The following is a 22,196-nucleotide window of genomic DNA, read 5'->3' as shown; positions in this document are numbered from 1 at the left end:
CCCGGGCCCTGCGGGAACCGTCCCGTCAGCACCGCGCCCGTACGGCCGCCAGAGCGATCGCCGCGAACAGCGCGGCCACGCAGAGGGCGGCGAGCAGGCCGCTCACGGCCGCACCGCCGGCCATCCGGTGCCGGGTACGCCGCCTGCGCTTGCGCTTCAGCCGAGACGCGGGGCGAGCGACTGGCACGGGCCGAGGGGCGGGGTGGGGCGCGGGTCGAGGCGCGGGGGCCTCGGGTGTGCCGCGCGCCCCGGGGTGGAACGCGGGATGGAACGGCGGCAGCGCGTAGCCCGGCCACGGGGTCGTCGCCTCCCGCGGCGTGGCGTCCTCCGCGGCCGTCATGCCCGGTGCTCCGTCCGCTGGTGCTCGCGCAGCAGGACGTTCGCGTCGCTCTCGGCGCTGCGGTCGTACGCCACCCGCGCCGCCTCCCGCCGTTCCGCCAGCTCCAGGCAGGATGCGCAGCCCGGCACGGGACGCGGCGGCCGGCTGGCCTCGTCCAGGGGTGGCGGCAGCGACGGAACACTTCGGGCGCGCTGGTTGACGGCCCGCACACCCGCCCCGAGCCGCTCCCGGTCCGTGGCCGGACGCACCCTCTCCGGATCGGCCTGCCACTCCACTCCACCGCCCACGGGGCGCAGCATCACATAGGGGCCGGCTCTGTCCCGGTACTCGCCGACCTTGTCGGCGGCGGGGTCGTAGAGAAGGCGTCCGGGCTCGTAGGACTCCGACTTCGTCGTCATCTCGGCCAGCTCCTTTCCAGGAACGCGTGTGCGCAGCGCAAGGTTGCAGCTACGCTGCGTGTTCGGGCGGTGCCTAAGAGCATGGCGTACGGAAACGGCGTCTGGGCTGTTGAGCGGGCCAAATTCAACGCTGGGCCCGCCAAATTCAACAAATTCAACAGGAGCGCGATGCCACAGCGGTTGGTGATCACGGGACGGAGCCAGGAGCCGAGGGCACGGTTCACCGAGGAGTTGCGGCGCCTGAGGAGCGAACGGGGCCTGAGCCTGCGGGACTTGGCGAAGGAGGTCGGCTGGGACGCGTCCCAGTTCAGCAAGATGGAGAGCGGGCAGACGCTGGGCGGTCCCGAGGTCGTACAGGCGCTGGACCAGTTCTACGGGACACCGGGGTTGCTGGTGACCTTGTGGGAGCTGGCGGTGGCCGACCCGACGCAGTTCAAGGAGCAGTACCGGCGGTACATGGTGTTGGAGGCAGAGGCGATCAGCCTTTGGCACTACGGTGTGAGCGCACCACCGGGTCTTCTCCAGACGGCCGGGTACGCGCGCGAGGCGCTTGCGGTGGGCTGGATCGAAGGCCCAGAGCTGGAGCAGCAGGTCGAAGCGCGCCTCGGACGGCGCCAGTTGCTGGAGGGCGACAGCCCGCCGCCCTTTCGCGCCATCCTCTCCGAGGCGGTACTGCGCACGACGCTGCGTGACATGGGGGCGTGGCGGAAGCAGCTGGAGCACCTGGCGGGGGCTGCCGAGCGCCCCAACATCACCATTCAGGTACTGCCGTTCAGCGCCGGTCTTCACGGCCTGTTGAACACCACCGTGATGTTCTTGCGGCTGCTTGACGGCCGTACGGTCGCGTATACGGAGAACGACCTGTGTGGCGAACTGGTCGAAGAAAACGTCTCAGTTGAGCTGCTTCAGCGTAGGTACGATGCGATGCGCGACCTCGCGCTGTCCCCGGCGGAGTCGCGCAAGTTCATCCTGCGGACGCTGGAGGAAATGCCGTGCGAGTCATCGACCTGAGCAGCGTGACGTGGCGTAGGAGCAGCTACAGCAACACGAGCGGCGGCGAGTGCGTAGAAGTTGCCGACAACGTCCCCTCCGCCCTCCCTGTCCGCGACAGCAAGGCCCCCGCCCGCGGAACCCTCGTCTTCGGGCCGGAGGCCTGGGCGGCGTTCGTGGACGGGGTCAAGCGCCGACTGGCCTGATCTCGGAGGAGTGCCCGTGCGAGCCATCGACCTGAACAAGCTGACGTGGCGCAAGAGCAGCTACAGCAACTCGGACGGCGGGAACTGCGTCGAAGTCGCCGACAACCTCCCCTCTGCCGTCCCCGTCCGCGACAGCAAAGCCCCCGCCCGCGGAACCCTCGTCTTCGGGCCGGAGGCCTGGGCGGCGTTCGTGGGCGGAGTCAAGGTGTCCGCCTCCTAGAGCTCCAGCAACACCGTGAACGGCCCGTCGTTCGTCAGTGTCACCCTCATCTGGGCGCCGAAGCGGCCCGTCGCCACCGTCGCGCCCAGGGCGCGCAGCTGGGCCACCACCTCGTCGACGAGGGGTTCCGCGATGTCGCCGGGGGCCGCCGCGTTCCAGGTGGGGCGGCGGCCCTTGCGGGCGTCGCCGTAGAGGGTGAACTGGCTGATCACCAGGAGCGGGGCGGCGATGTCGCTGCACGACTTCTCGTCGTGCAGCATCCGGATCGTCCACAGCTTGCGGGCCAGCTGGGCCGCCTTCTCCTTGGTGTCCTCATGGGTCACCCCGACGAGGACGCACAGCCCCTCGCCCTCGATCGCGCCCACCGTCTCGCCGTCCACGACGACGCTCGCGCCGTCCACCCTCTGCACCACCGCACGCATGCGGACCATCATGCCCGGTGTCCCGCACTCGCCCACACGGGGTCCAGAATGGATCTCTTACCGCCCATCTGGGGCTGTTCGGGGGCACTCGGTCACATTGTGGCCGGTTGGGGTGGCACGATGCTTCCCACACGCCGGTCGAGGGGACGGTCACAAGCAGATGAGCACACCGAGTACCAGCGGGTGGCTGGGGACACAGGGGACGTACCGGCCGCCCGCCCAGCGCGCCGACGGCACCACGGGCCCGGCGCTGCCCACCGAGCCTCCCGAGCACGACCTGGCCCGGCTGAGCCTGCCGGAGCTGCGCGCCCTGCGCCGCGACGCGCAGCGCGACGAGGCGGACCTCAGTTATGTGCGGCGGCTGCTCCAGGGGCGGATCGACATCCTGCGAGCGGAGCTGGGCCGACGCGGCCGGGCGTCCGTGCCGGCGCCGGCGGACGGCTCCGTGGTCGACCGGCTCCCGGAGATCCTGAAGGACGCCCCGGCCCGGCAGCGCTCCTCGGCCCGGCATGTCACGCTCGGCACTCCGCACAACGAGGAGTACGGGCAGCTGGCCGCCGAGATGCTCGCCGAGGTCGAGCTGTCCGATCTGACGGCGCGTACGGATCTGGAACTGAGCGCCGCCATGGGGCGGTTGGTCCGCTACGAGCAGGAGGTCTCCCGGCGCCGCCAGCGGTTGCAGCGTACGACCGACGATTGCAGCGGGGAGATCGCCCGCCGGTACCGGGTGGGCGAGGCGCAGGTGGATGATCTGCTGATGTGACCGGCAGGTCGTCGGCCGTAGGTCGTCGGCCGCAGGTCGCAGACGAAAGGGCGCCGCCTCGTCGAGGTCGGCGCCCTGTCTGCTGTGGTTCCCTTTCACGTGCTGGTCACCCGTAGCGAGCTGTTCAGTTGTGGCTGTGCGATGTCGGTATTCAGATGTCGCTGTTCAGTTGTGACTGTGCGCTCCGGTGGCCGTCCCCTGTCCGGGCTCCCGGCTCCCCTCCGGAAGGGAACCCGATCGGCCAACCACTGGGAAGTTCGACCATGTCCTGCAAGTTGGTTGCCAACTTCACTGTACTTATGTCCGCTGGAATGCGGCTTATAACCAGCTGCCGAGGAACTGCCGCAAGTTGGCGGGAAGTTGTAGGGTTTGTTCGTGGACCCGGAGCACGCCTCCGCCAGTGGACGGACGGAGCCCCAGCGGCACCGCTCGTCCCACCGCGAGATCGCCGACGAACTCCGCAGCCGGATCAGGTCCGGTGTGCTGCGGCCGGGCGAGCGCATGCCCACGCAGGCCAAGCTGGCCGACGAGTTCGGGGTCGAACGCGGCGCGGTGCGGCAGGCCTTGCGCATCCTCGAGTCGGAGCGGCTGCTCACCAACGTTTCCAAGGGCAGCCCGGCCACCGTGGCGGCGGTACCGGGGCCGGCGCGTCCCCCGGCGGGCCCCGCCGCACCTCCGCAGCCGACCATGGTCGGCCTCGCCCCGCGCATCGCCGCCGCCTTCGCCGCCCCGCAGGTGCGGATCGACGCCCTGTGTCTGACCTCGGTCTCGCTCACGCTGGCGATCGGCGAGCCGCTGCGACAGATCCACGCGGGACGGCTGAAACCGGCCAAGATCGACGTACGGCTGCTGCTGCCCAGCCGTGACATCGACCTGGCCTTCCCGACACCGGTGGACGCCGACGACGGCGGGCTGCTGCACCGGCGCTGGCTGGCCCAGCGCAACGCCCAGGGCCTGGTGCTGCGGCAGAACCTGCTGGCGCTGTGCACCACGCACGGCATCGACGTCCAGGTCTCCTTCCGGGCGCTGCCGTTCACCCCGCCGGTGAAGCTGTACCTGCTGGGCGACTCCGAGGCGCTGTTCGCGTACTACACGCTGAAGCGCCGGGAGCGGGAGATCGAGCACGAGCACGTGGAGCTGTACGACGCCGACGGCACCCGGTCCATGCTGTTCGCCTTCGAGCGGCGGGCCGGGCAGCGGGACGCGGCGTTCGTGGAGCAGTCCCGCCTGTGGTTCGAGGCGCTGTGGGAGACGATCAGTTCGGAGCTGGTGCTGACGCCCTAGGGCGGCGGGCCGGCCCGGCCGGTGCTACAGCGCGGGGCCGGCCAGGAGCACCGCCAGCAGGACCGCGCCGGCGGAGCTGACGGCCGGGCTCTTGGCCTTGATGCCGACGGTGAGCAGCAGCAGGCCGACGAGGCCGGCGGCCCCGAACCGCCACTGGACGAGCTGCTCGAAGCCGACGACGAAGAGGGCGGAGACGAGCGCGAGGACAGGCATGGACGTTCCCCCTTTCGGTCTGCCAACTTGACCAAGTTGGCAGCCAACTCTGATTAAGTTGTCCCCACTTGGCCCCCATCCACAAACAACTTTCCAACAACTCCCCGTAGATGGATCAGGGTTGTAGCGTTTGGTCGTGACCCAGGAGAACGTGGCAGTGAACGGCAGCGGACGGTTCACGCCCCAGCAGATCGCCGACACCCTGCGCGAACGCATCCGGACCGGCGTGATCCGCGTCGGCGAGCGGCTGCCCACCCAGGCCGAGCTGGCCGAGGAGTTCGGCGTGGAGCGAGGTGCCGTACGCCAGGCCCTGCGCGTGCTCCAGGAGGACGGCCTGCTCAGCAACGTCAGCAAGGGCAGCCCGCCCCGGGTCGCCGATCCGGCCCCCGCGCGCGAGGAGCCGCAGCCGACCATGGTCGCCCTCGCCCCCCGGCTGACCGAGGCCTTCGCCGCGCCGCACGTGCGCATCGACGCCGTCTGCCTGACCGCGCAGAGCCTGATCCCCGCCCTCGGCGAGCCGCTGCGCCTGATCCACGACGGCCGGCTGCGGCCGGAGCGGATCGACGTCCGCATCCTGCTGCCGTCCCGGGACATCAACCTCGCCTTCCCGGTCTCGGTCGACGCCGGCAGCGACGACGACGCCGTCCACCAGCGGTGGCTGGCGATGCGCAACGCCCAGGGGCAGGTCCTCCAGTACAACCTCCTGGCCCTGCGCGGCACCCACGACATCGACGTCGACGTCACCTTCCGGGCGCTGCCGTTCACCCCGCCGGCGAAGCTGTACCTGCTCAACGGCGCGGAGGCGCTGTACGCGTACTACATGGTCACGCGCCGCGCGGAGCCCACCGAGAGCGGGACGCTGGAGATGTACGACACCCTCGGCTCCGAATCCCTGCTCTTCTCCTTCGAGAAGCGGGCCGGGCAGCGGGACGCGGCGTTCGTGGAGCAGTCGCAGAAGTGGTTCGACGCCCTCTGGGAAACCATCACGACGGACCTGACACTCTCCTAGTGACTTCTGATGCGAGCGAGAACGAGAAGCTTCGGGAACTGATCACATCGGCCCGTTTCGTGCTGTGGGACTTCGACGGACCGATCTGCCGGCTCTTCGCCCGGCACCGGGCCGAGCGGGTGGCCGCCGACCTGGTGGACTGGCTGGAGCGGCAGGGCCTGCACGGGCTGCTCACCGAGACCGAACGGGAGACGCTGGACCCGCAGGTCGTCCTGCGGGCCGTGGGCCGCCGGCGGCCGGGCAGCGACCTCGTCGCCGGCCTGGAGGAACGGCTCACCCAGGAGGAGGTGCGGGCCGCCGCCTCCGCGCTGCCGACCGCCTACGCCGACCCGCTGATCCGCACCTGGACGGCGGTCGGCGCCCGCCTCGCCGTCACCACCAACAACTCGCCCCGCGCCGCCCGCACCTACCTCGAATCCCGGGGCACCGCCGGCTGCTTCGCCCCTCACCTGTACGGCCGCACCGAGGACCTGCACCACCTCAAGCCGCACCCGCACTGCCTCAACCGCGCCCTGAACGCGATGGGCGCCGCCCCCGGCGCCGCCCTGATGATCGGCGACTCGCACGCGGACCTGGCGGCGGCCCGGGAGGCCGGGGTGCCGTTCCTGGGTTACGCGCGCACCGAGGGCAAGGAGAAACGCCTGCGTGCGGCGGGCGCCGGATTCGTCGTACGGTCGCTGGAGCCGCTGCTCAGGATGCTCCGGAGCGGGCGCCGGGTCGGCTAGCATTCGGCTCGTCCGAGTCACCGCTCGGACCCACGCGCCTCTCTGTGACGCGTGCGTGTCTCCGTGCGTGGGGAGCGGCAACGAGCCGGCCCCCGGGCGCCCGCCCGGCACAGACGAGTGGCGGACCACCCGCGCGGCTGCTCGACTGGCCTTTCGACCCATCCCTTTCGCGCGATCGACCCCGGAGCGGCCAGTGGGCGCACCGCCTGTTCCCCGTGCCGCCCGGACGGATGCCGTCGTCCGGGAGTTCGTGGCCCGCGCCGTCGCCGCGGGCGGGGCGAGCGGCGGGTTCCACCACCACAACCACGTCGTCGCGTTGACCGAGCCGCTGGCCGGGTTGCTGGGCCGGGAGCCGGGCACCCTGGTGATCGTGCGGGTGCCGCGCCCGGACGCGGTGCCGGTCGTGATCCGGACCTGGCCCGGCGAGCCGGAGATCCTGCGGGCGGTGCACAGGGTGCTGCCCCGGGTGCCGGAGTGCCTGGCCGACGGACCCGGCTACGCCGTCCACAGCTTTGTGGACGGAGCCGTCCTGGCCGACGTCTGCGGCCCGGGCAAGCCCGTCGACGGGCCGCTGTTGAAAGACCTGGCGGAACTGCTCGCGGCCATCGTCCAGGTGCGCGGCGGCGCCCTGCCACCCCTCCCGGCCCACTGGCCGCGCAACCACACCGACTCCCAGGGCTTCCTGCGCACCCTCGCGCACCTCGCCGACCAGCAGATCCGCCGGCCCAATCGGCACCGGTACGGCGGCCTGTTCACCGCCCTCGGTGTGCCCGAGGACGCCCTGGCCCGGTTCGCCGACCGGGTCCCGGCGATGACCCGGCGGCCGTACGGGCTGCTCCACGGCGACCTGCACCGCGGCAACCTGATCCTGCCGTCCGCCGCTACCGAGCAGCCGGTGCACTGCGTGGACTGGGAACTGGCCGGGTACGGCGACCCGTTGCACGACCTCGCCGTCCATCTGGTGCGGATGCGCTACCCCGAGCACCAGCGGCGCGAGGTCGTCGACGCCTGGGCCGAGGCCGTCCACCGGGTCCGGCCCGCCGCGACCGCCGGCCTGTACCGGGACCTGCGGCACTACCTCGCCTTCGAGCAGGCCCAGTCCCTCTACGCCGATGTCATCCGGGCCGCGCGCTCGCTGGAGGAGTCCTTCGGCGCGAAGCGTCTGACGCAGGCCACGGCCACCGTCCACGACGCCCTGCGCGCAGCCGCCGAGCCGCTGCGGCTGGGCCGGGTGCCCGAGACGGACGAGATCGAGCGGGTCCTGTTCCGGCGCGGGGCGTCGGGCCGGCCGCGCCGGCGGGCCATCGGCTGGACCCCGGACCGGCGCGTCCCCGAACACCCCGACTTCCCGCGCTCCGCCGTCGCCGACGCGCTGTTCCTGGAGGGCGCCGCCCCGGCCGGCCGGGTGTTCAAGGGGGCCGCGCACCTGAACACGGTGCTCCGGGTGCCCGGCACGCCGTTCCCGGTCGTCGTCCGCCGCGAGGCGACCGTCGTCCTGCGCCGCGAGACCGGCTTCCTCAGCGAGCACGCCGTGCTCCGGGCGATCGAGCGGTCCGGGGTGCCGGTGGCCGCGCCCCGGGTGCTCGCCCTCGGGGAGAGCCACGCGACCGACCCCGGCCTGCGCTACCGCGGGGACCGCTTCGCCGTCCACACCTACGAGGGAGCCGCCGACCTCGGCCGCCGCCCCGAGCACCCGGTCCACGGGCTCCGGCCGCACGAGGCGGACTGCCTGGTCGAGCAGCTGGCCGCGCTCACCCGGGTCGACCACGCCGCGCTCGACCCGGCCGACGGGCCGCCCGGCTTCTACGACTGGCTCAGCGACCAGCTGGTGGCGCTGGTCGCCGGCCTGCCGAAGGGGTCCCAGCAGCTGGCCCGCTTCCTCGGCCTGCCGGACGCGCCCCGGCTGCGCGAGATCCTGGCCCGGCACCGGGTCACGCACCGCGACTCCGCGCTGCTGCACGGCGACCTCAACCCGTGGAACCTGGTGCGTCGCGACGACGGGCCGCCGCTCACCCTCATCGACTGGGAGATGGCGCTGGTCGGGGACCCGCTGTACGACCTGGTCCGGCACATGCACCTCACCCCGACCCGCCCGGAGATCCGGGACCGCCTGTTCCGCCGCTGGGAGGCCCGGCTGGCCCCGCGCTTCACCCGGGACTGGCAGCGTGACTGGCGGGTGTACCGCTGGATCGAGATCGTCCGCTCGGCCTACGTCGATCTCGACCGCCTGGTCACCGGGTCCGCCCTCGACGCGCCCAACGTGCGCCGGGCGGTGGAGTCGTACGCCATGACCCTGGCCGCGGCCACCGCGTCCCTCGGCCTGTCGGCCCGGCGGCGCGGCAGCCCGCACCTGGCCTGGCCGCCCGCGTAGGGCGGGGCTGCGTAGGCTCCCCCCATGGGTGAGATGGGCCTGCGCGAGCGCAAGAGGCAGCGGATGTACCAGGACGTGTCGGACATCGCCGTACGGCTGTTCCTGGAGCGGGGCTTCGACGCGGTGTCCGTGGCGGAGATCGCCGCGGCGGCCGGGATCTCCAAGCCGACCCTCTTCCGGTACTTCCCGGCCAAGGAGGACCTGGTCCTGCACCGGATCGCGGACCACGAGACGGAGGCCGCGCGGGTGGCCGGCGGGGCGGCCGACCCGGTCGACGCGCTGCGCCGGCACTTCCTCGCCGGCCTGGAGCGGCGCGACCCGGTCACCGGGCTGAACGACCACCCGAACGTGCTCGCCTTCCACCGTCTGCTCTACGGCACTCCGTCCCTGGTGGCGCGGGCGTACGCCCATCAGGAGCGGTCGGAGGCGGCCCTCGCGGAGGCGCTCGGGGGCGATCTGGAGGCGCGGCTGGCCGCCGCTCAGATCATCGCCGTGCAGCGCGTCCTCGCCCTGGACAACTGGCGGCGGATCGCGGCGGGCGAGCCGGTGGAGGAGGTGGCGCCGGACGCGGTGACGGCGGCGGAGCGGGCGTTCCGGCGGCTGGCGGAGGGGCTGCCGGAGCTTCGGCGAGCTTCGTGAGACTCGGTTACAAACTTAACTCAGTTACATTTCTGCCGTACGCTGGCGGCATGACGTCACTCGACTCCGCCCTCAAGGACACCCTGCACACCGAGCGCGCCTACCACGACACCTGCCGTACGGCCCTCGCCGCGATGGTCGAGGGAGCCGCCGAACAGGTCGTCATCGGCGAGGACGTCTCCGCCTCCGGAGCCGACGCCGAAGTCCTCGGCTACCGGCTGCGCAGCCAGGCCAAGGCCATGCGCGAACTCCCGCCGGGCCCGCTCTTCTTCGGCCGGCTCGACTTCGCCGACAGCGACCCCGCACACGGCGGGCAGAGCTACCACGTCGGCCGGGTGCGGATCACCGAGGACCCGGCCGCGCCGCCGCTCGTGGTCGACTGGCGGGCCCCCGTCTCCCGCGCCTTCTACCAGGCGAGCGCCCGCGACCCGCAGGGCGTGGCGGTCCGGCGCCGGTTCGGCTGGGCGCCCGGCAGCCGGGGCGACTCCGCCGACCTCACCGGCCTGGAGGACGAGCGCCTTGGCCGGGGCGAGAGCCGGACCAGCGACATCGTGACCCGCGAGATCGAGCGGCCGCGCGTCGGGCCCATGCGGGACATCGCCGCGACCATCCAGCCCGAGCAGGACGACCTCGTCCGCGCCGCGCTCACCGACTCCGTGTGCGTGCAGGGCGCCCCCGGCACCGGCAAGACCGCCGTCGGCCTGCACCGCGCCGCGTACCTGCTCTACACCCACCCCAAGCGGCTCCAGCGCTCCGGCCTGCTGATCCTCGGCCCCAACCGCACCTTCCTCACCTACATCGCCGAGGTGCTGCCCTCCCTCGGCGAGACCGGCGTCCGTCAGTCGACCCTGCTGGACGAGATCGCCCGCCACCCGGTCACCGGCACCGACCCGGTGCGGACCGCCGTGGTCAAACACGACCCGCGCATGGCCGAGGTGCTGCGCCGGGCGCTGTACGCGCGCGTCACCACCGACGGCGTCGCCGACCTCGTCGTACCCGACGGCTCCCACCGCTGGCGCGTCCCCGCCGCCGAACTCGCCGACCTGGTCGCGGAGGTGCGCGCCGAGGAGCCGCCGTACGCCGTCGGACGGGAGCGGGTGCGCACACGGGTGGTACGGCGGCTGCGCGACCGGGTCGAACGGCGCTCCGGGGTGCTGCCCGCCTCCTGGGTGCGCCGCGTCGAGCGCTGCCGGCCGCTGACCGAGCAGCTCGACGCCGTGTGGCCGAAGGTCCGCCCCGAGGAGATCCTCGCCGAACTCCTCACCGACGGCGAGGCGTTGGCCCGCGCTGCCGACGGCCTGCTGGACCCGGACGAACAGGCGGCACTGCTGTGGCCCCGCCCGCCGCGCTCGTACAAGTCGGCCCGCTGGTCGGCCGCCGACCTGGTCCTGCTCGACGAACTCGCCGGGCTCGTCGAACACCCCGAGGGCTACGGCCACCTCGTCGTGGACGAGGCGCAGGACCTGTCGCCGATGGAGTGCCGGGCCATCGCCCGCCGGGCCGTGTTCGGCTCGCTGACCGTCCTCGGTGACCTCGCCCAGGGCACCACCCCGTGGGCCGCCCGCGACTGGTCCGTCCAACTGCGCCACCTGGGCCGGCCGGACGCGGCCGTGGTCCCGCTGACCACCGGGTTCCGGGTGCCGGCGGCCGTCCTGGCGCTCGCCAACCGGCTGCTCGCCCGCCTCGACGTCGCCGTACCCCCCGCCACCTCGCTGCGCACGGACGGGGAGCTGAACCTGCGGCCCACCGAGGACCTGCTCGGCACCACCGTGACCGCCGTGCGCGACGCCCTCGCCCGGGAGGGCTCGGTCGGCGTGGTCACGGCCGACGAGGACACCGACCGGGTGCGGGCGGCGCTCGACCGGGCCGGTCTCGACCCGGCCGGCCCCGACACGCTCGGCGCCCGGCTGACCGTCGTCCCCGCGAGCGTGGTCAAGGGCCTGGAGTACGACCACGTCGTCGCCGTGGAACCGGCGGCCGTCGCCGAGGCGGAGGAACGGGGCGCCCACCGGCTGTACGTGGTGCTGACCCGGGCGGTGTCCCGGCTGGACGTCGTACACAGCCGGCCGCTGCCGTTCTGACCGGGGCCGAGACCCTGGACGACCGGGGCTTCGGGGGCGAACCTGAACGGTGATGCTGCTCTTCCTCGACGTGGACGGTCCGCTCGTCCCCTTCGGTGCGGCGGACCGCGCCTACCCGCTCCACGACGGCCCGCCGGTGCCCGCCGGCCACCCGCTGCTGCCCCGTGTCGACCCCGCGCTGGGACCCCGGCTGACGGCGCTGGGCTGCGCACTGGTGTGGGCCACGACCTGGATGGACGACGCCAACGACTGCCTCGCGCCCTGGCTGGGCCTGCCCCCGCTGCCGGTCGTGCGGTGGCCCGACACGGACGAGCGGCCGGGCCCGCTGCACTGGAAGACCCGGCCGCTGGTCCGCTGGGCGGCGGGGCGGCCCTTCGTCTGGGTGGACGACGAGATCACCGAGGCCGACCGCGCCTGGATCGCCGTCCATCACCCGGCCCCGGCCCTGCCGCACCGCGTCGACCAGCGGTACGGCCTGACGGAGGCCGACTTCACCGTGCTGGAGGAGTGGCTGGAAGCACACTGAAGGGGCGTGTGCGCCTCACGCGCCCGCGTACTCCGCCAGATGTTCGCCGGTGACCGTGGAGCGGGCCGCGACCAGATCCGCCGGTGTGCCCTCGAAGACGATCCGGCCGCCGTCGTGACCGGCGCCCGGGCCCAGGTCGATGATCCAGTCGGCGTGCGCCATGACCGCCTGGTGGTGCTCGATGACGATCACCGACTTGCCGGCGTCCACCAGCCGGTCGAGCAGGCCCAGAAGCTGCTCCACGTCGGCGAGATGAAGCCCGGTCGTCGGCTCGTCCAGGACGTAGACCCCGCCCTTGTCCGCCATGTGCGTGGCCAGCTTCAGCCGCTGCCGCTCGCCGCCGGAGAGGGTGGTGAGCGGCTGGCCGAGGGTGAGGTAACCCAGGCCCACGTCGGCCATGTTCCGCAGGATGCGGTGGGCGGCCGGGGTGCGGGCCTCGCCGCTGCCGAAGAACTCCTCGGCCTCGGTCACCGGCATCGCCAGCACCTCGCTGATGTCCCGCCCGCCCAGGTGGTAGTTCAGCACCGAGGCGTCGAACCGCTTGCCCTCGCACTCCTCGCAGGTGGTGGCCACCCCGGCCATCATCGCCAGGTCGGTGTAGACGACACCGGCGCCGTTGCAGGAGGGGCAGGCGCCCTCGGAGTTCGCGCTGAACAGCGCCGGCTTCACCCCGTTGGCCTTGGCGAACGCCTTGCGGATGGGCTCCAGCAGCCCGGTGTACGTCGCCGGGTTGCTCCGCCGTGAGCCACGGATCGGCGCCTGGTCTACCGACACCACCCCCTCGCCGGCCGGGATCGAGCCGTGCACCAGCGAACTCTTGCCGGAGCCGGCGACCCCGGTGACGACGACGAGCACGCCGAGCGGGATGTCGACGTCCACGTTCCGGAGGTTGTGGGTCGTGGCGCCACGGATCTGAAGGGCCCCGGTCGGCTTCCGCACCGTCTTCTTCAGTGCCGCCCGGTCGTCCAGATGCCGCCCGGTGAGCGTGCCGCTCGCCCGCAGCCCGGCGACGGTGCCCTCGAAGCAGACGGTGCCGCCCGCCGTACCGGCGCCCGGGCCGAGGTCCACCACGTGGTCGGCGATCGCGATGACCTCCGGCTTGTGCTCCACCACGAGCACCGTGTTGCCCTTGTCCCGCAGCCGCAGCAGCAGGTCGTTCATCCGCCGGATGTCATGGGGGTGCAGGCCGACGGTCGGCTCGTCGAAGACGTACGTGACGTCGGTCAGCGAGGAGCCGAGATGGCGGATCATCTTCGTCCGCTGCGCCTCGCCGCCCGAGAGCGTGCCCGCGGGCCGGTCCAGGGAGAGATAGCCGAGGCCGATCTCCACGAACGAGTCGAGGGTGTCGCCCAGCGCGGTGAGCAGCGGCGCCACGGACGGCTCGTCCAGCCCGCGCACCCACCCGGCCAGATCGCTGATCTGCATCGCGCAGGCGTCGGCGATGCTGATCCCCCTGATCTTCGAGGAGCGGGCCGCCTCGCTGAGCCGGGTGCCGTCGCAGTCGGGACAGGTCGTGAAGGTGACCGCGCGGTCCACGAACTCCCGGATGTGCGGCTGCATCGCCTCCCGGTCCTTGGCGAGCATCGACTTCTGGATGCGCGGCACGAGACCCTCGTAGGTCATGTTGATGCCCGCGATCTTCATCCGGGTCGGCTCGCGGTACAGGAAGTCGTCGAGCTGCTGCTGGGTGAACGTGCGGATCGGCTTGTCCGGGTCGAAGAAGCCCGACTCGGTGTAGAGGCGGTAGTTCCAGCCGCCGGGCTTGTAGCCGGGGATGGTGAGCGCGCCCTCGCTGAGCGACTTGTCCTCGTCGTAGAGCTGGGACAGGTCGATGTCCGTGACCGTGCCCCGGCCCTCGCAGCGCGGGCACATGCCGCCGGTGATGCTGAACTCCCGGCGCTCCTTCACCGTCTTGCCGCCGCGCTCCAGGGTGACCGCGCCCGCACCGCTGATCGAGGCGACGTTGAAGGAGAACGCCTTCGGTGAGCCGATGTGCGGCGTGCCGAGCCGGCTGAACAGGATGCGCAGCATCGCGTGGGCGTCGGTCGCGGTGCCGACGGTGGAGCGCGGGTCGGCGCCCATCCGCTGCTGGTCGACGATGATCGCGGTGGTCAGCCCGTCGAGCACGTCGACGTCGGGCCGCGCCAGCGTGGGCATGAAGCCCTGGACGAACGCGCTGTACGTCTCGTTGATCAGCCGCTGCGACTCCGCGGCGATGGTGTCGAACACCAGCGAGCTCTTGCCCGAGCCGGAGACCCCCGTGAACACCGTGAGCCGGCGCTTGGGGATCTCGACGGTGACGTCCTTGAGATTGTTCTCGCGTGCCCCGTGCACACGGATCAGGTCATGACTGTCGGCGGCGTGCGGTGCGATGGCGTCGTCCATGGCGGCCACCGTAGCGGCGCCCCGGCGGAGGGCGCTTCTCCATTCCTGACGCCTTCCTCGACGGCCGTGGCGCGACACACTCTTGCAAGCGGGTGCTTGCAATTGTTAGCGGAGGTGGGGCAAGGTGGAGGCATGGCATCGCTGAACGTCGGCAACCTCGGTGAGTACCTGCGCGAACAGCGGCGGAACGCCCAGCTGTCGCTGCGGCAGCTCGCCGACGCCGCCGGGGTGTCCAATCCGTACCTGAGCCAGATCGAGCGCGGGCTGCGCAAGCCCAGCGCGGAGGTGCTCCAGCAGGTCGCCAAGGCCCTGCGCATCTCCGCCGAGACCCTGTACGTCCGCGCCGGCATCCTCGACGCCGAACGGGACCGGGACGAGGTCGAGACGCGCGCCGTCATCCTCGCCGACCCCACGCTCAACGAGCGGCAGAAGCAGGTGCTGCTCCAGATCTACGAGTCCTTCCGCAAGGAGAACGGATTCGGGACCGGCGAGCGCGCCGAGGAGGACGGGCCCGGGGACGGCTCCGTGGACCAGGGGACCGGCGGCGGCAGCCGTACGGCCGGCGCGGGCGATGCCGCCGGCAGTGACACGGACGCCGGCCAGCGGCGGACGGCCGGATAACGCCGGACCAGGGCTCCGGACGCCCGCCGCGGACCACACCAACCCAGCCGAACGCGAATCCGATCCGGGAGGACCCTCACCATGGCCATCACCGACGACCTGCGCAAGACCCTCAGCGACCCGACCCCGTTCTACTTCGCCGCCGGCACCGCCGACCTGGCGCTTCAGCAGGCCAAGAAGGTGCCGGCCCTGGTCGAGCAGCTGCGCGCCGAGGCCCCGGCGCGCATCGAGGCCGTGCGCAACACCGACCCGAAGGCCGTGCAGGAGAAGGCCGCCGCCCGCGCCAAGGAGGCGCAGGAGACCCTTCAGACCAAGGTCAACGAGTTCATCGGGACCCTCGACGTCGACCTGAAGAAGCTCGGCGAGTCCGCCCAGGACCTCGCCCTGCGCAGCGTCGGCGTCGCCGCCGAGTACGCCGTCAAGGCCCGCGAGACCTACGAGCGGGTCGCCGAGCACGGCGAGCAGGCCGTGAAGACCTGGCGCGGCGAGGCCGCCGAGGAGATCGAGGACCTGGCGATCGCGGTCGAGGGCAAGCCCGAGCCGGTCGAGGTCAAGGACGACCAGCCGAAGCCGGCCGCGGCGAAGGCCGAGCCCGCCGAGGACAGGAAGCCCGCGGCGAAGAAGGCCCCGGCCCCTCGCAAGACCACCACCACGAAGAAGGTCACCCCGCCGGCCAAGTGACCACGGCCGACGAGACGGGTCCGGGCCGGGCACCTTTGGGGTGTCCGGCCCGTTCTATGGGTACGGTGGCGGCGTAGCAGGGATCGGGAATCATCAACGGGCGGTGGGCAGCATGCTGATGTTGGGCTTCGCGGGTTTCATGGGGATCTTGAAGATCGTTCTGATGGCCCTGGCCGCGTTCGGGCTGTTCGACGCCGCGTTCCGGCGTGAGGACGCCTTCCGCGCGGCGGACAAGCAGAACAAGGTCTTCTGGCTGATCATCCTCGGCATCGCCCTCGTCGTCAGCTACCTGTTCTCGCTCCTGTCCATCCTCCCCATCGCCGGCGCGGTGGCGAGCATCGTCTACATCGTCGACGTCCGCCCCGCCCTCCAGCAGACGGGCGGCGGACGCGGCTGGGGCCGCCGCCGGGGCGGAAGCAGCAGCGACGGCCCGTACGGCCCGTACAACGGGGGTCGCTGACAGAGCGCCTCCGGCAGCGGCTCACAGGCTCCGGTCCAGCAGAACCACCGCGACGTCGTCGGTCAGCTCACCTCCGTTGAGGTCCCGGACCTCGCTCACCGCGGCCCGGAGCAACTCCTCGCCCCGCAGCCCCTCGGACAGCTGCCGGCGGATCATCCGCACCATACCGTCCTGGCCGAGCCGCTCCCCGCCCTCGCCGACCCGGCCCTCGATCAGCCCGTCGGTGTAGAGCATCAGGCTCCACTCGGCCCCCAGCTCGACCTGCATCCGCGGCCAGCGGGCGCCGGGCAGCAGCCCCAGGGCGGGGCCGTTGTTCTCGTAGGGGAGCAGCCGCGCCGGCCGGCCGGGCCGGGCGATCAGCGGGGCCGGATGGCCGGCCAGGCACAGGCCGGCCCGGCGGCCGTCGGGCGCGATGTCCACCGTGCACAGCGTCGCGAAGATCTCCTCGTCGGCACGCTCGTGCTCCAGCACCTGCTGGAGGGTGTTCAGCAGCTCGTCCCCGCACAGCCCGGCCAGGGTCAGCGCCCGCCAGGCGATGCGCAGCTCCACGCCGAGCGCGGCCTCGTCCGGGCCGTGCCCGCAGACGTCGCCGATCATGGCGTGCACGGTGCCGTCGGGGGTGCGGACGGCGTCGTAGAAGTCACCGCCGAGCAGTGCCCGGGACCGGCCGGGGCGGTAGCGGGCGGCGAAGCGCAGCGCGGAGCCCTCCAGCAGCGGCGTGGGCAGCAGCCCGCGCTCCAGCCGGCGGTTCTCCTGGGCGCGCAGCTTGCCCTCGGCGAGCCGTCGCTCGGCGGTGTCGGATCGCTTCCGCTCCACCGCGTACCGGATGGCGCGGCTGAGCAGCCGGCCGTCCAGCTCGTCCCGGAAGAGGTAGTCCTGGGCGCCGACGCGCACGGCCTCGGCGCCGCGCTCGGCGTCGCCGGAGGCGGTCAGCGCGAGCACGGCGTGCCGGGGCGCGAGCTGGAGGACGTGCCTGAGCACGGCCAGCTCGTCGTCGGTGTCGCTGCCGCCCGGCGCCGGGAGCGCCAGGTCCAGCAGGATGCAGTGGACGTCGTCGGTGAGCAGCCGCTCGGCCTCGGTGAGGTTGCGGGCGGTGCGGACGCGGATCGGCTTGCCTGCCGAGTCCAGCAGGTCGGGCACGATCGGCGAGCCGGCCGGATCGTCCTCGATCAGCAGCAGGGTGAGAGTGGCGCCGGTGCCGTGCACGGCCGTGGCGTCGCGGTGGGCCTCTTCCTTGAGGGGGCCGCCGACTGCGCGTGCGGCCTGCGCCTGACCACTCTCCACGGCCGGGATCGCTCTCTGCCGCGGTACGGGTACGGGCATTGTCCTGGGTTCCTTCCCTCCCCCCGAGGGCACGGCGGCGTCGAGGGGTCTCGACCCACCGACCGGGACCATAGCGGCTGTCACCGCCCCGATGGAATGGTGTGAGCCGCGTCGCTCCGGGGCCCGCCACTGTCATATGCCGCGTTCCGTACCGCAGTTGGACACGGTGGCGGCCCGGAGGGGATGACGAAGCTCACGTCCTGGGGCGGTTTGGGCGGAGATTGGGCGTGCGGTGGGTCACATGACGTATGTCACCGGGCACATGGCCCGCGCCGGACCGCGCGGGCGGCCGGTCACGCGTCCGGTCGTACGACCCCCAGGATCGGCATCGAGCCCGCGCCCGTGATCGTCACCGTCCGCCCGGGGCGCGGGGCGTGGATGATCGCGCCGTCGCCGATGTACATCCCGACATGGCTGGCGTCGTCGAAGTAGATGATGAGGTCGCCGGGCCGCATGTCCCGCACGTCGACGCGCTCCAGCTGCTTCCACTGCTCCTGCGAGGTGCGCGGGACCGGGTGGCCGGCCGCCGCCCAGGCCTGGGAGGTCAGGCCCGAGCAGTCGAAGGAGTCCGGCCCCTCGGCGCCCCAGACATACGGCTTGCCGAGCTGCTGGGTGGCGTACTTCACGGCCTTCTCGCCCCGCGCGGAGGCCTTTCCGTGGACGTCCTTGAGGACTCCGGTGTCCAGCCAGGCGGTCTGCGCCCTGGCCGCGGCCTCCCGCTCCAGCTGGGCGAGCCGCTCCTTCTCCTTCTTCTCCAGCCGGGACTCGAGCTTCTCGGCCGCGTCGATCTGCTTCTCGATCTTCTTCTTGGCGGCGTCCTTGGCCTTGCGGTTCGCCTCCAGCTTCTTCCAGCGGGCGGAGGCGTCGTCGGCGTACTGCTGCAACTCCTGCTGGGTGCGGGCCTTTTCCGTCATCAGCTTCTTCGCCGCCTGCTGGCCCTGGAGCACCCGGCCGGCGCCGTCCAGGAACCGGCCCGGGTCGTCGCTGAGCAGGAACCGGGCGGTGTCGGACAGGCCGCCGGTGCGGTACTGGTCGCGGGCGGCGGCGCCCGCCTGGTCCTTGAGCTTCGCCAGCTTCCGCCGGCCCTCGACGATCTTCTTCGCCAGCGCCACGATCTCGGCGGACTGCTTCTTCGCCTTCTCCTCGGCCGCGTTGTAGGCGTCGGTGGCCACGGCCGCGTCGTGGTAGAGCCTGTCGAGCTTCTCGCGGACCTCTTCAAGATCCTTGCTCGGCACGGGAGTCGCCGTCGGGGTAGGGGTCGCCGGCGGGGTGCGAGTGGGCTCGGTGGCCGCGAACGCCGTGCCGGGCGCCGACAGGACGGTCACCGCGCAGATCACCGTCAGGGCAGCCGTGAGCAGGCCGCGCTTGCCCGATCCCATACCTCTTCCCCCAAACTGATTTACCGTCAGTAACTTACGGGCTCTGAGGGATCGTGCCACGGCCGCGCGCAAAGCGACAGAGGCCGTCGGAAACCGGAATTCCCCCGCTCAGCACCGGATAAGACGATCTCCTCGCCGGTGTGACGAACGACGCACGAGGATCGTTCCGTCTCCGGTGCCCGGCGCCCCGAACGGGTGATGCCGTACCGGTGTCAGGCTCGGGGCGCCAACGCCGCCCAGGCGACCGTCACTTCGCCTTGCCGCCAGCGGACCGGGGAGTCGGTGACGGGCCAGTCGGCGGTCAGCTCCCGCACCGCGCGCAGCCAGCGCTGCCGGGCGCCGTAGGAGGCGTAGGGCGCGGCGGCGGCCCAGGCGCGGTCGAAGTCCCGGAGGAAGGCGTGCACCGGCTCGCCCGGGACATTGCGGTGGATCAGCGCCTTCGGCAGGCGCTCGGCGAGGTCGGAGGGGCGGTCCAGGGAGCCGAGCCGGGTGGCGAAGGTGACCGTGCGCGGACCCTCCGGGCCGAGCGCCACCCACACGTGCCGGCGCCCGATCTCGTCGCACGTCCCCTCGACCAGCAGCCCGCCGCACGAGCCGCCGGCCGCCGGGGCGAGCCGCGCGCGCAGCCGCTCCCACACCGCCGCGACCTCGTCCTCGTCGTACTGGCGCAGCACGTTGGCGGCCCGGATCAGCACCGGGCGCCCGTGCACCGGGACCTCGAAGCCGCCGTGCCGGAAGGTCAGGCCCTCCCGCTCGTACGGCCGGGCCGCCGCCACCCGTTCCGGTTCGATCTCGATGCCGACGACACGCGCGCGGGGCGCCGCCGCGCGGAGCCGGGTCAGCAGCTCCACGGCGGTCCAGGGGGCGGCGCCGTATCCCAGGTCGATCGCCACCGGGTCGCTCGCGCGGCGCAGCTCGGCGCCGTGCGTGGCCGCGATCCAGCGGTCCATGCGGCGCAGCCGGTTGGGGTTGGTCGTCCCGCGCGTCACCGTTCCTACGGGCCGAGTGAGTGTGCGGGCTGCCATGGATACGAGGGTAAGCGTGCGCCGCCGGGGGCTTGCGGTCGTCCGCCCGCCGCGGACGCCGACCGCATTCGAACCGTTGATCGACTTCGGGTAATGATTCGGCAAAGCCGCCTGTTCGGGAAATGGCCGGGCACCCGTCCACTGTTGGACCACCTTGGAGGGCGAGGTGGGCCCTCGTCAGGCATGCCCGCAGCAAGGAGGAACGCCAGGTGAGCCAGTACGTCAGCAGGCTCGGGCGACGCTCCCCGTCGGCCGGCACGCGGCTCCGGCTGTACCGCAGGCCCCGCCGGGTCGCCATGCTCTCCGTGCACACCTCCCCGCTCCACCAGCCCGGCACCGGAGACGCCGGCGGCATGAACGTCTACATCGTGGAGCTGGCCCAGCGGCTGGCCGCGATCAACATCGAGGTCGAGATCTTCACCCGGGCCACGACCGGCGGCCTGCCCCCCGCCGTCGAGCTGGCCCCCGGCGTCCTCGTCCGGCACGTCGACGCGGGCCCCTACGAGGGCCTGGCCAAGGAGGACCTCCCGGCCCAGCTGTGCGCCTTCACGCACGGCGTGATGCAGGCCTGGGCCGGCCACCGCCCCGGCTACTACGACCTCGTCCACTCCCACTACTGGCTCTCCGGCCACGTCGGCTGGCTCGCCGCCCAGCGCTGGGGCGTGCCCCTGGTGCACGCCATGCACACCATGGCCAAGGTCAAGAACGCCAACCTGGCCGACGGCGACACCCCCGAACCCGCCGCCCGGGTCATCGGCGAGACCCAGATCGTGGCCGCCGCCGACCGGCTGATCGCCAACACCGCCGAGGAGGCCGGCGAACTGGTCCAGCACTACGCGGCCGACCCCGCGAAGGTCGCCGTCGTACACCCCGGCGTGAACCTGGACCGCTTCCGCCCCGTCCCGAAGGACAGCTCGCCGAAGGACGGCTCGCCCGCCGGCGCGGACGGCGCCCGGGCCGCCGCCCGGGCTCGTCTCGGTCTCCCGCAGGACGCCTTGATCCCCCTCTTCGCGGGCCGCATACAGCCGCTGAAGGCGCCGGACATCCTGCTGCGTGCCGTCGCCGTCCTGCTGGACGAGCGTCCGGAGCTGCGCTCCCGCATCCTCGTCCCGGTCGTCGGCGGCCCCAGCGGCAGCGGGCTCGCCAAGCCGGAGGGGCTTCAGAAGCTCGCGGCCCGGCTGGGCATCGCGGACGTCGTACGGTTCCGCCCGCCGGTCTGCCAGGAGCAGCTGGCGGACTGGTTCCGGGCCGCGTCCGTCCTGGTCATGCCGTCGTACAGCGAGTCCTTCGGCTTGGTCGCCATCGAGGCACAGGCGTCCGGGACGCCGGTGCTCGCGGCCTCGGTCGGCGGTCTGCCGGTGGCCGTGCGGGACGGCGAGACCGGCTTCCTGGTCCAGGGCCACGATCCGGCCGACTACGCGCGCGTGCTGCGCCGGTTCGCCGATGAGCCGGCCCTCTCGGCGCGCATGGGCCGGGCCGCGGCCCGGCACGCCCAGTCCTTCGGCTGGGACGCGGCCGCCGCCGCCACCGCCGACGTCTACACGGCCGCGACCCAGTCCCACCGCCGTCGCGTACGCTCCCACCATGGGTGATGTCGAGAAGGCCGGACAGGTCCTGGAGAGCGTCCTTCGGGACGCGGAACTGGAGTGGGAGAGCCCCGAGCCCGGGAACTACGTGGTCAAGCTGCCCGGTACCCGGAAGCTGTCCACCACGGTGTCCTTCCTCGTCGGCCGCCACTCCGTCTCCCTCAACGCCTTCGTCATCCGCCACCCCGACGAGAACGAGGCGGGCGTCCACCGCTGGCTGCTGGAACGCAACCTCAAGCTGTACGGCGTCAGTTACGCCGTGGACCACCTCGGCGACGTCTACGTCACCGCCCGGCTGCCCCTCGCCGCCGTCACCCCGGACGGGGTCGACCGGCTCCTCGGCCAGGTCCTGGAGGCGGCCGACGGCGCCTTCAACACCCTGCTGGAGCTGGGGTTCGCCTCCTCGATCCGCAAGGAGTACGCCTGGCGGGTGGCGCGCGGCGAGTCCACGCGGAACCTGGAAGCGTTCATGCACCTGATCGAACGCCCGGCGGACTGACACTCGCTTTTCTTCCGTACGACCCCTTTCCCGCTCGCGGGGCGTAGTGG

Annotated in this window: 24 protein-coding genes; 16 read left to right on the top strand and 8 right to left on the bottom strand. The window is 72.5% G+C overall.

Annotated elements, in window-relative coordinates:
- Positions 1–25: 25 nt before the first annotated feature.
- Together ACZ4WH_RS15360 and ACZ4WH_RS15355 are read right to left on the bottom strand one after the other, a co-directional pair.
- Positions 26–340: a hypothetical protein gene (locus ACZ4WH_RS15360; RefSeq protein WP_468180463.1), complete on the bottom strand. Its 315-nt coding sequence runs from the start codon at positions 338–340 to the stop codon at positions 26–28.
- Positions 337–738 carry a hypothetical protein gene (locus ACZ4WH_RS15355; protein ID WP_468180461.1) on the bottom strand — a complete coding sequence of 134 codons (402 nt, stop codon included), beginning with the start codon at positions 736–738 and terminating at the stop codon, positions 337–339. The genes ACZ4WH_RS15360 and ACZ4WH_RS15355 overlap by 4 nt, the downstream gene beginning before the upstream one ends.
- Positions 739–906: 168 nt before the next feature.
- On the opposite strand from ACZ4WH_RS15355, the gene ACZ4WH_RS15350 reads away from it, so the two are divergent.
- From ACZ4WH_RS15350 to ACZ4WH_RS15340, 3 genes are read left to right on the top strand one after another with little or no spacing between them, the layout of a single operon-like run.
- Positions 907–1,749, top strand: a complete 843-nt coding sequence (locus tag ACZ4WH_RS15350) for a helix-turn-helix domain-containing protein (RefSeq protein WP_468180484.1) — start codon at positions 907–909, stop codon at positions 1,747–1,749.
- The gene (locus ACZ4WH_RS15345) at positions 1,731–1,934 is read left to right on the top strand and encodes a DUF397 domain-containing protein (RefSeq protein WP_468180459.1); all 204 of its coding nucleotides are present in this window, start codon (positions 1,731–1,733) and stop codon (positions 1,932–1,934) included. Before ACZ4WH_RS15350 ends, ACZ4WH_RS15345 begins: the two co-directional genes overlap by 19 nt.
- A gap of 16 nt (positions 1,935–1,950) precedes the next feature.
- A complete protein-coding gene (locus ACZ4WH_RS15340) occupies positions 1,951–2,154 on the top strand; it encodes a DUF397 domain-containing protein (protein WP_468180457.1) in 204 nt (67 codons plus the stop codon).
- Here ACZ4WH_RS15340 and dtd read toward each other — a convergent pair.
- Positions 2,151–2,576 carry a D-aminoacyl-tRNA deacylase gene (dtd, locus tag ACZ4WH_RS15335; RefSeq protein WP_468180455.1) on the bottom strand — a complete coding sequence of 142 codons (426 nt, stop codon included), beginning with the start codon at positions 2,574–2,576 and terminating at the stop codon, positions 2,151–2,153. The genes ACZ4WH_RS15340 and dtd overlap by 4 nt on opposite strands.
- Positions 2,577–2,736: 160 nt before the next feature.
- Between dtd and ACZ4WH_RS15330 the strand changes: the two genes are divergently transcribed.
- On the top strand, positions 2,737–3,339 hold the full coding sequence (locus ACZ4WH_RS15330; protein WP_468180453.1) for an RsiG family protein: 603 nt from the start codon (positions 2,737–2,739) through the stop codon (positions 3,337–3,339).
- A gap of 369 nt (positions 3,340–3,708) precedes the next feature.
- Positions 3,709–4,623: a winged helix-turn-helix domain-containing protein gene (locus tag ACZ4WH_RS15325; protein WP_468180451.1), complete on the top strand. Its 915-nt coding sequence runs from the start codon at positions 3,709–3,711 to the stop codon at positions 4,621–4,623.
- A 24-nt stretch (positions 4,624–4,647) separates the two neighbouring features.
- Here ACZ4WH_RS15325 and ACZ4WH_RS15320 read toward each other — a convergent pair whose 3' ends face one another.
- A complete protein-coding gene (locus ACZ4WH_RS15320; protein WP_468180449.1) occupies positions 4,648–4,836 on the bottom strand; it encodes a hypothetical protein in 189 nt (62 codons plus the stop codon).
- Positions 4,837–4,966: 130 nt separating this feature from the next.
- Between ACZ4WH_RS15320 and ACZ4WH_RS15315 the strand changes: the two genes are divergently transcribed.
- The 6 genes from ACZ4WH_RS15315 (at position 4,967) to ACZ4WH_RS15290 (ending at position 12,187) form a co-directional block, all read left to right on the top strand.
- A complete protein-coding gene (locus ACZ4WH_RS15315; protein ID WP_468180448.1) occupies positions 4,967–5,845 on the top strand; it encodes a winged helix-turn-helix domain-containing protein in 879 nt (292 codons plus the stop codon).
- Positions 5,845–6,570: an HAD family hydrolase gene (locus ACZ4WH_RS15310; RefSeq protein WP_468180447.1), complete on the top strand. Its 726-nt coding sequence runs from the start codon at positions 5,845–5,847 to the stop codon at positions 6,568–6,570. Before ACZ4WH_RS15315 ends, ACZ4WH_RS15310 begins: the two co-directional genes overlap by 1 nt.
- 193 nt (positions 6,571–6,763) lie before the next feature.
- Positions 6,764–8,941, top strand: coding sequence for a phosphotransferase (locus tag ACZ4WH_RS15305; RefSeq protein WP_468180445.1), 2,178 nt, complete (start codon positions 6,764–6,766; stop codon positions 8,939–8,941).
- 24 nt (positions 8,942–8,965) lie between these two features.
- Positions 8,966–9,580 (top strand): TetR family transcriptional regulator, encoded by a 615-nt coding sequence (locus tag ACZ4WH_RS15300; RefSeq protein ID WP_468180443.1) that lies wholly within the window; start codon positions 8,966–8,968, stop codon positions 9,578–9,580.
- 50 nt (positions 9,581–9,630) lie between these two features.
- Complete coding sequence (locus ACZ4WH_RS15295; RefSeq protein WP_468180441.1) at positions 9,631–11,661, top strand: HelD family protein; 2,031 nt, start codon at positions 9,631–9,633, stop codon at positions 11,659–11,661.
- A gap of 52 nt (positions 11,662–11,713) precedes the next feature.
- Positions 11,714–12,187: an HAD domain-containing protein gene (locus tag ACZ4WH_RS15290; protein WP_468180439.1), complete on the top strand. Its 474-nt coding sequence runs from the start codon at positions 11,714–11,716 to the stop codon at positions 12,185–12,187.
- Positions 12,188–12,202: 15 nt separating this feature from the next.
- Here the strand turns inward: ACZ4WH_RS15290 and ACZ4WH_RS15285 are convergent, their stop codons facing one another.
- Complete coding sequence (locus ACZ4WH_RS15285; protein ID WP_468180437.1) at positions 12,203–14,572, bottom strand: ATP-binding cassette domain-containing protein; 2,370 nt, start codon at positions 14,570–14,572, stop codon at positions 12,203–12,205.
- A 132-nt stretch (positions 14,573–14,704) separates the two neighbouring features.
- On the opposite strand from ACZ4WH_RS15285, the gene ACZ4WH_RS15280 reads away from it, so the two are divergent.
- The 3 genes from ACZ4WH_RS15280 to ACZ4WH_RS15270 all read left to right on the top strand — a co-directional run bounded on the left by ACZ4WH_RS15280 (position 14,705) and on the right by ACZ4WH_RS15270 (position 16,334).
- Positions 14,705–15,193, top strand: coding sequence for a helix-turn-helix domain-containing protein (locus tag ACZ4WH_RS15280; RefSeq protein WP_468180435.1), 489 nt, complete (start codon positions 14,705–14,707; stop codon positions 15,191–15,193).
- An 81-nt stretch (positions 15,194–15,274) separates the two neighbouring features.
- The gene (locus ACZ4WH_RS15275) at positions 15,275–15,874 is read left to right on the top strand and encodes a hypothetical protein (protein WP_468180434.1); all 600 of its coding nucleotides are present in this window, start codon (positions 15,275–15,277) and stop codon (positions 15,872–15,874) included.
- Positions 15,875–15,986: 112 nt separating this feature from the next.
- A complete protein-coding gene (locus ACZ4WH_RS15270) occupies positions 15,987–16,334 on the top strand; it encodes a DUF2516 family protein (protein WP_468180432.1) in 348 nt (115 codons plus the stop codon).
- 21 nt (positions 16,335–16,355) lie between these two features.
- On the opposite strand, the gene ACZ4WH_RS15265 is transcribed toward ACZ4WH_RS15270, so the two are convergent.
- The 3 genes from ACZ4WH_RS15265 to ACZ4WH_RS15255 form a co-directional block, all read right to left on the bottom strand.
- A complete protein-coding gene (locus ACZ4WH_RS15265; protein WP_468180430.1) occupies positions 16,356–17,657 on the bottom strand; it encodes a PP2C family protein-serine/threonine phosphatase in 1,302 nt (433 codons plus the stop codon).
- 293 nt (positions 17,658–17,950) lie between these two features.
- On the bottom strand, positions 17,951–19,036 hold the full coding sequence (locus ACZ4WH_RS15260) for a C40 family peptidase (RefSeq protein ID WP_468180428.1): 1,086 nt from the start codon (positions 19,034–19,036) through the stop codon (positions 17,951–17,953).
- Positions 19,037–19,248: 212 nt separating this feature from the next.
- On the bottom strand, positions 19,249–20,061 hold the full coding sequence (locus ACZ4WH_RS15255; protein WP_468180427.1) for a class I SAM-dependent methyltransferase: 813 nt from the start codon (positions 20,059–20,061) through the stop codon (positions 19,249–19,251).
- Positions 20,062–20,270: 209 nt separating this feature from the next.
- Between ACZ4WH_RS15255 and mshA the strand changes: the two genes are divergently transcribed.
- Complete coding sequence (gene mshA / locus ACZ4WH_RS15250; protein ID WP_468180425.1) at positions 20,271–21,653, top strand: D-inositol-3-phosphate glycosyltransferase; 1,383 nt, start codon at positions 20,271–20,273, stop codon at positions 21,651–21,653.
- Positions 21,646–22,146 carry a type III secretion system chaperone family protein gene (locus ACZ4WH_RS15245; protein WP_468180424.1) on the top strand — a complete coding sequence of 167 codons (501 nt, stop codon included), beginning with the start codon at positions 21,646–21,648 and terminating at the stop codon, positions 22,144–22,146. The genes mshA and ACZ4WH_RS15245 overlap by 8 nt, the downstream gene beginning before the upstream one ends.
- The last annotated feature ends 50 nt before the right edge of the window (positions 22,147–22,196 follow it).

The sequence above is a fragment of the Streptomyces sp. NPDC029138 genome (assembly GCF_055564375.1).
The sequence above is the reverse complement of the archived record's forward strand: the minus strand, read 5'-3'. Positions and strand labels throughout refer to the sequence as shown.

Bases quoted from the DNA above. Each gene is read 5' to 3' on its own strand.
- ACZ4WH_RS15360 (WP_468180463.1), bottom strand. From the start codon at position 340: ATGACGGCCGCGGAGGACGCCACGCCGCGGGAGGCGACGACCCCGTGG.
- ACZ4WH_RS15355 (WP_468180461.1), bottom strand. From the start codon at position 738: ATGACGACGAAGTCGGAGTCCTACGAGCCCGGACGCCTTCTCTACGAC.
- ACZ4WH_RS15350 (WP_468180484.1), top strand. From the start codon at position 907: ATGCCACAGCGGTTGGTGATCACGGGACGGAGCCAGGAGCCGAGGGCA.
- dtd (WP_468180455.1), bottom strand. From the start codon at position 2,576: ATGCGTGCGGTGGTGCAGAGGGTGGACGGCGCGAGCGTCGTCGTGGAC.
- ACZ4WH_RS15330 (WP_468180453.1), top strand. From the start codon at position 2,737: ATGAGCACACCGAGTACCAGCGGGTGGCTGGGGACACAGGGGACGTAC.
- ACZ4WH_RS15320 (WP_468180449.1), bottom strand. From the start codon at position 4,836: ATGCCTGTCCTCGCGCTCGTCTCCGCCCTCTTCGTCGTCGGCTTCGAG.
- ACZ4WH_RS15300 (WP_468180443.1), top strand. From the start codon at position 8,966: ATGGGTGAGATGGGCCTGCGCGAGCGCAAGAGGCAGCGGATGTACCAG.
- ACZ4WH_RS15295 (WP_468180441.1), top strand. From the start codon at position 9,631: ATGACGTCACTCGACTCCGCCCTCAAGGACACCCTGCACACCGAGCGC.
- ACZ4WH_RS15290 (WP_468180439.1), top strand. From the start codon at position 11,714: ATGCTGCTCTTCCTCGACGTGGACGGTCCGCTCGTCCCCTTCGGTGCG.
- ACZ4WH_RS15285 (WP_468180437.1), bottom strand. From the start codon at position 14,572: ATGGACGACGCCATCGCACCGCACGCCGCCGACAGTCATGACCTGATC.
- ACZ4WH_RS15280 (WP_468180435.1), top strand. From the start codon at position 14,705: ATGGCATCGCTGAACGTCGGCAACCTCGGTGAGTACCTGCGCGAACAG.
- ACZ4WH_RS15275 (WP_468180434.1), top strand. From the start codon at position 15,275: ATGGCCATCACCGACGACCTGCGCAAGACCCTCAGCGACCCGACCCCG.
- ACZ4WH_RS15270 (WP_468180432.1), top strand. From the start codon at position 15,987: ATGCTGATGTTGGGCTTCGCGGGTTTCATGGGGATCTTGAAGATCGTT.
- ACZ4WH_RS15265 (WP_468180430.1), bottom strand. From the start codon at position 17,657: ATGCCCGTACCCGTACCGCGGCAGAGAGCGATCCCGGCCGTGGAGAGT.
- ACZ4WH_RS15260 (WP_468180428.1), bottom strand. From the start codon at position 19,036: ATGGGATCGGGCAAGCGCGGCCTGCTCACGGCTGCCCTGACGGTGATC.
- ACZ4WH_RS15255 (WP_468180427.1), bottom strand. From the start codon at position 20,061: ATGGCAGCCCGCACACTCACTCGGCCCGTAGGAACGGTGACGCGCGGG.
- ACZ4WH_RS15245 (WP_468180424.1), top strand. From the start codon at position 21,646: ATGGGTGATGTCGAGAAGGCCGGACAGGTCCTGGAGAGCGTCCTTCGG.